Annotated in this window: 4 protein-coding genes; 2 read left to right on the forward strand and 2 right to left on the reverse strand. The window is 47.0% G+C overall.

Annotation, left to right across the window (positions count from 1 at the left end; all coding sequences use genetic code 11):
- Positions 1–548: 548 nt before the first annotated feature.
- Positions 549–1,082, forward strand: coding sequence for a GNAT family N-acetyltransferase (locus tag Q1Q75_RS22295; RefSeq protein ID WP_300675383.1), 534 nt, complete (start codon positions 549–551; stop codon positions 1,080–1,082).
- 329 nt (positions 1,083–1,411) lie between these two features.
- On the opposite strand, the gene Q1Q75_RS22300 is transcribed toward Q1Q75_RS22295, so the two are convergent.
- The gene (locus Q1Q75_RS22300) at positions 1,412–3,415 is read right to left on the reverse strand and encodes a TonB-dependent receptor (protein WP_300675385.1); all 2,004 of its coding nucleotides are present in this window, start codon (positions 3,413–3,415) and stop codon (positions 1,412–1,414) included.
- A gap of 1,223 nt (positions 3,416–4,638) precedes the next feature.
- Complete coding sequence (locus tag Q1Q75_RS22305) at positions 4,639–5,151, reverse strand: hypothetical protein (RefSeq protein WP_300675387.1); 513 nt, start codon at positions 5,149–5,151, stop codon at positions 4,639–4,641.
- A 917-nt stretch (positions 5,152–6,068) separates the two neighbouring features.
- Between Q1Q75_RS22305 and Q1Q75_RS22310 the strand changes: the two genes are divergently transcribed.
- Positions 6,069–6,342, forward strand: a 274-nt coding sequence (locus Q1Q75_RS22310; protein WP_300675389.1) for a hypothetical protein, incomplete at its 3' end; no start/stop codon positions are given.

Raw genomic sequence — 6,342 nt, forward strand, 5'->3', positions numbered from 1 at the left:
CCTCAAGGCTCTGATAACGCGGCAGATGAGTGCACCCGGCTCGCCCGAAGGGTGAGAAAATCAAACAGAATACCGTGGATTACATTTTGCATTTTTGAAACGACTGAAAATATTACGGCAAAGAACTGTCATTACGAATTATTCTTTAGTCCTGATTGTTTTCTCATGAAATATCCGGGATAGCATGATGTTTTCTTCTTGCGTGATTCCTACCCAAAAAAGTTTTAGCCCCGATATTTCACGAAGGGTGAGAAAATCGAGCAGAAAACCGAAAATGACATTTTGTATTTTTAGAACACCTGCTTTTTTCGCGACAACACTCTGTAATAAAGCTGTATATCTTTTTGCATTGCGGTACCTCATGAAATGTCCGGGGTAGAACCCCGGGGGTTCGATCTGGACTTAATGTGCCGTTATGAGTCGAGGCCCGAATAGACCAATGCAGAAACAGCCCTTCCAGCTGACATGACGCAGGACAAAGCATGAATCGTATGCCCTCACTATGGGCCGCCTGTCCCCTGATTTCTTTCTGTGCTATGGACATGTGCATGATCAGACTCGAACGTGTGACGGATATAGAGCGGTTGGGGTGTTTTTCGAGGTTGTGCGTGGAGGCATTCCCCGTGGATGAGCGACGGCCCGAGGCCGAGTATGCCGGGCTGCTCGCAGACCCTCGGTATTGCCTGGAGATGAGCCTTGATGAGAACAGATGTGTAGGTTTTTTTTCCAGCTGGGACCTGACGGGTTTCACATATATCGAGCATTTTGCCGTGGAGCACACATGCCGGGGGCAGGGAGTGGGCAGCGCAGCCCTGCGGGCCTTTGTGGCTGAGCATGCCGGGACGGTGATCCTGGAGGTGGAACCTCCCCGGGTCAGCGTCGACGCCGTGCGGCGCATCGCCTTTTATGAGCGCCTGGGCTTTTTGTATAACCCGGTTCACCATGTGCAGCCCCCTTATGCCCAGGGATTGCAACCCGTGGTCCTCCATCTCATGAGTTTTCCCGACCCGGTAACGGACTATGCCGCTGTGCGCCACGAGCTGTATACCCACGTGTATGACTTGTCTGAGGCTCCCATGTAAACAAGTGACCTCGGAGCTGAGGCGGCCCCATATCCGCCTGGTACGATGGTGGGACAGGCAACATGCGCATGGTGTGTTGAGAAAAACAGGCACCCCAAAGCTGCGCCCCCGTTTTAGCGGGCTCATCAGCGGCCATAAATCCTGTCATAACAGAGTTCCAAGGCGTGAGGACAACGCCTTGGAATCGATCCCCCGGGACCGGTAACAGATCGAAAACAGTCCCCAGTTCTCCCAGAACTCTTTTGAGATCGCTTTATCTTATCCAACAGGCGTGGTGCCTGTCCCCTGATTGCAGTCCCTGGTTGTAAGTTTGTCCGTTTTCGTTTTTGTCAAAAGATGAACTCAACCTGGGCGGAAAGCACCGTGCCGGGATCTTCGTACATATAAAAAGAACGATATTCGTCATTAAACAGGTTGTCCACAGACACAGAGAGATTCACGGTCTTAAGGCACCCACGGTTAACTGTGACGTGTTTTACGGCCTTCAAGTCCACAACAAGAGAATCGTTCATCATAAGACTTTCTCCGCTGGCATTTTCTCTCGTATTTTTATCATTGGTGAACTGTTCGCCAAGGTATCGCACCATGGCAGTCACTGTGAAATTATTCGTATCTTCCCATGTTATCCCGAGATTTGCCTTGTTCTTTGGGCTGAAGGGGAGGAAATTTCCTTCCTGGGAAGGGGTGACGGGATTCTTTTCTATGGTGGCGAGATTGTAAGTGTAGTTGGCGGTGATGCTCCAGTGATCGTCGAGGTAGATGGCCATGTCCAGCTCTGTCCCGTAGGAGCGGGTTTCGCCGATGTTTTTGTTGACCCAGACATTCGCCGGGTCGAACCAGGAGAGAATTTTATCGTCGGTGATGCTGTAGAATCCTGCGATGCTGATTTGAATCTTTTGGGTCAGCCATTTTTCTGCACCGATCTCCCAGGCCTCGGTCTTTTCAGGTTTCAGGTTTGGGTTGGGCTGCCTCGGGTTGCCCCCTGAGGTTCGATCATCATAGAGTTCGGAGGATGTGGGTGGTTTGAAGCCGGTTCCATAGTTGGTCCAGACGGAAAGGGCATTTTCAAAATTGTAACGCAGGCCGATCTTAGGGCTCCAGCTGTCGTCGGTGCGGTCTTCTGGGTTGCTGGTCGTGTAGTTGCTGAACATGTTGTCATAGTTCTTCCAGTGGTCGTATCTGACACCAGCGGTAAGGGTCAGGGGCTCTGCGGGTTTCCATACATCATTCACATAGCCCGCAAGGGTCCTCACCTTGAAACGGTTCTCCTGAATCAGGGCATGGGAAAACCAGTCTCTATATTTCTGTTCGGTACGGGTCTGGTTGTGGAAAAAACCGGTGGTCAGGGTGTGGCTTTTTCCCGCTTTTGCCGTCAGTCTCAACTCAGTGGGGATCTCAGAATAATCGGTGTATCGTTTCTTATTGGGGGCGTAGTTTGTCTTTCCTTTATCATAGAGATGAATCAGGTCATCGTAACGATAACCAAGGGAGCCCATAAAGGATATTCTGTCCCCAAAATTTTGATTTAATGTGAGCCCGGAAAAATGTCGATCCCAATCTCCACCGACATGGGGACGGCCCCGCGTGTAGTCATCGTGAAAAAAATTATAAAAGAAGGAGAGATTTGACTCTTTAGTAAGATCTATCCCCGTGTTCATTGAAAAGCTCTGTTTGTCGTATTCACAGCCATCAAGCATCGTGATGCTTGGGTTGAGGTTGTTTGTGACCACCCTGCTGCCATTGGAATTTTCATGGCTTGCCGCAAGAGCGTAGGAAAATTTATTGAGTTTTCCACTGGAAGCACCTGACAGCTTCAAGGTATCAAATCTTCCGTAGCCCACTGCGAGGGACGTTTCGCGATTTTCTGTTCCACGTTTGAGGATGATATTGATCACCCCTCCGGTGGCATTTGCTCCGTACAGAGCCGATGCCGGTCCACGCAAGATCTCAATTCGCTCGACATTTTTGTGGGGGATGGCTTGGGTGATCTCCCAGTTGGTAGGAATTCCGTTGACTAAAACAACCGTTGCATCACTGCCCAGTCCCCGGATATTCGGGTAGGAGGGAAAGGGAGCGTAGGCCCTTCTCAAGGTGATACCGGGAAGAGACCTTAACACATCTCCCACATCCCCGTTGGGAAGATTATACTGCAGGATATCCTCATGGGATAAAACGGTGACCGAAGCCGGAATATCTCTGATAGATGACCCGGATTTGGTTGCCGCCACGACGATCTCTTCGAGTTGAATCTCCTTCATTGGCTCGGCCAGGGCCAGCCCGGTAAATGTGAGGCAGGCAATTCCCGTGATGAGTATTTTTTGCATCAGCTCCATAATTACTTTCCTCTTTCGTTTTATCCATGTTGTTTTTTTGTTCCGCCCCCCTATTCAAAGCCCAGTTTTTTAAACAAAAAAAAGCCATAAAGGGTCACGTTCCCGACAGGGAATGGGCCTTCATGGCTTTGAGATTTCGATTCAATCGTTTTTAATTTTTAAAACAGAGAAACAAATGCCTTCATAGCATTTTTTTAACTTTCCCTGATCTTAAATTGAAGTAAATGAATTGCAGGCTGTTGTCAATATCAAAACGTATTTATATGCCCTTAAAAACCGAATTTTGAATCGGATAAACAATTTCATGGATCGGTTTTTATGAGTAACAGCGAACGGAACAAGAAAAAAAAGAACGTTTTGGATAATTTGCTATAAAACTATTTCCCTCGAGTGAAGCAGGAATTGGCCTCTATCAATTAAGCGAATCAATAGAGCTCTTAAGTTGTGATTCATTAGCAATGAATTTATTGTTTAGTATATTCGGCCCCGGATGGATTCAACAAAATATTTCGATTGTCAGAAGAAAAATTCATTTTTAAAGTCTTTCGCTTCCCCCTGACAATACCAGAGATGATAATTTCATCATTTTTTATAATATATGTGCAATGCAAATAAACCTCGGTGCTATCACAAAGGTCTACATTTTTATCACTGAGAAAAACCATCATATCATCTGAGGGTCCATTAGGTGAATCTGGATCATACGTTAACACCCAGGTTCCTAATAATTCGCTACTTGATGCATTCGAACAACGTTGAAGCAATGGAGATGAAAAAATAACTAAAAACATTAAAATAAATAGAGTTGTTTTAAACCTCAATGCATAAACTCCTTATATTTTTAGTAACGGCTTGGCTTACCGGCGCAAAAGCCGTCAGTTAATATGTTCAAGAACCCCGCCTGCCCTACCAACAAATTCAGTCGAAGTCGCCCGGCGTAAAGCGTCCCATTTAAGCGATCGTTCACGCTTGAATGGAGCTGTTTTCTATTTTTAAACCAAAAAACCTTCTTAGCCCGGATATTTCACGAGTTGGGTGCGCTCATATGCAATGCATCAGAGCTGAAGATGTAGTGGTTTACCTCAAAGCTCTGATAACGCGGCAGATGAGTGCACCCGGCTCGCCCGAAGGGTGAGAAAATCAAACAGAATACCGTGGATTACATTTCTCATAAAATATCCGGGTTAGTTTCTGCTCTCTGTTTCTCATGATTTTCTTTGAGCTTACCTGACAGAGACTATTTTTTTTACCACGAGATCCACCCCCGTTGCATCCAGTCGGGATTCCACAGTCCACTCCACCCGCGACTGACGACTTCCAAAACTCTGAGCAAATGAGGAGATGGCCTTACCAAGTGGGGTTTCCATATTGTCCATGGCGGGGATGGGGAGCTTGAAATCGTGGGAGGCCTCATGGCCAGCCGGGTAGGCTCTGCTGCCTTCCAGCTCGTATTGATCACGATAAACTTCCCGGGTATCGGTTTTTCGTTCGTCATCTTCATAGCGTGTCGTAATCTCATCAGCCACAAGGGCGACGGAAAGGAAATTGCCGTGGGTTTCCTTGTTTGTCTTCACAATAATTTGTCCCTCAATATCACTTCCAGAATCAAACGAGGTCCTTGCCATAACTATCTTTAAAGAGCCTTTCAATTTTCTTAAAATAAAAACGGCAACACATGCGATGACGGCAGCAATGACAAGGCCAAAAATGATCTGAAAAATAGCATCTCCTGACATCTTTTGTCTGTCTCCTCTATACGATTTTGGCGACGTTCTGAGGGAACGATTCACCGGGGGTTAGGTATAGTTGTCAGCATATCGGATATTCGTACTTAATTGTGTATATACCAAAGTGATTTAGCAAGCTTGACAATATTTGTAAATCGAAATTAAACCAGTAAAGCTATAAAGAGAAATTTGATACCAGGGAAGCCAGGGGACAGGCGACAGGCGACAGGCGACATGCGCCTGATATAGAATCTCATGTCACAGGGTTTTCTTCTCTCATGATTTCTGCAAAAAAAAGCGTTGTACTCTCAGGGATTCGATCTGCGCGAAAGGCGTTATGATCAATTGATACCAGAATTGGGCGATGCAGGAGCAGCCCTTCCTACAACCATGACCAAGAACAAAATATGAATCGTGTATGCCCTCACGACCGCAGGAATGGTGCTGAATTCATTTTGAATGTTTGCAGATTATTGTCTTTATTGCGGACTTTATCTGATACTGCGACAAAAAACCGTCAGGCCTCTCTCAAGCGTTTCATGGAGTACATGCCATCAAGCCCTTTGATCTGCCGGGGGATCCGTTCTCGGCTGCCATTAAGCGAATCCTTAGCATTCATAGGTTTCGATTGCAAAAGCCTTGGAACCGCCCCCCAGGAGCCGGAAACAGGTCAAAATCGAACCCAGTCCCCCGTGGGTCGATCCAACGGACACTTCAGAGGTCGGTTTATTCAACAAGCGAGCAGCGCCTGTCCCCTTCTCCCTTGTCCCTTTTTGCTAAAGCAATCATATTTCTTCCCAATATTAGTTCTATTCTGTACTTTAATGAAATTACTGAAACATAGATTTTAGGAATAGCCTTATCGTTCAAGGGCCTCATTTCATCGGACCATGGACACCCATCTTAACCCGTCAAGGAGTAGAGCAATGCGTTACCCTGTTCAAAAAAATGCCTGGTTCACCCTCACCTCATGTTTCCTATTCATCCTTGCAACAATCAGCTGCAGTTTTGCCGACACCACTCCAAGCCTGAAACTCTCCGTCCTGTGTGACGACACCTCGGTATCCGAGATGTTTGCCACGGAACATGGCGTTTCGATTTATATCGAGTTGGCCAACGGCCACCACTGGCTCATGGACACCGGCACCACAGATATTTACCTCCAGAACGCCCAGCGCCTGAATATCTCCCTGCAAGACC

The sequence above is a fragment of the Desulfoluna sp. genome (assembly GCF_030145185.1).
In the GTDB taxonomy this organism is placed as follows: domain Bacteria; phylum Desulfobacterota; class Desulfobacteria; order Desulfobacterales; family Desulfolunaceae; genus Desulfoluna.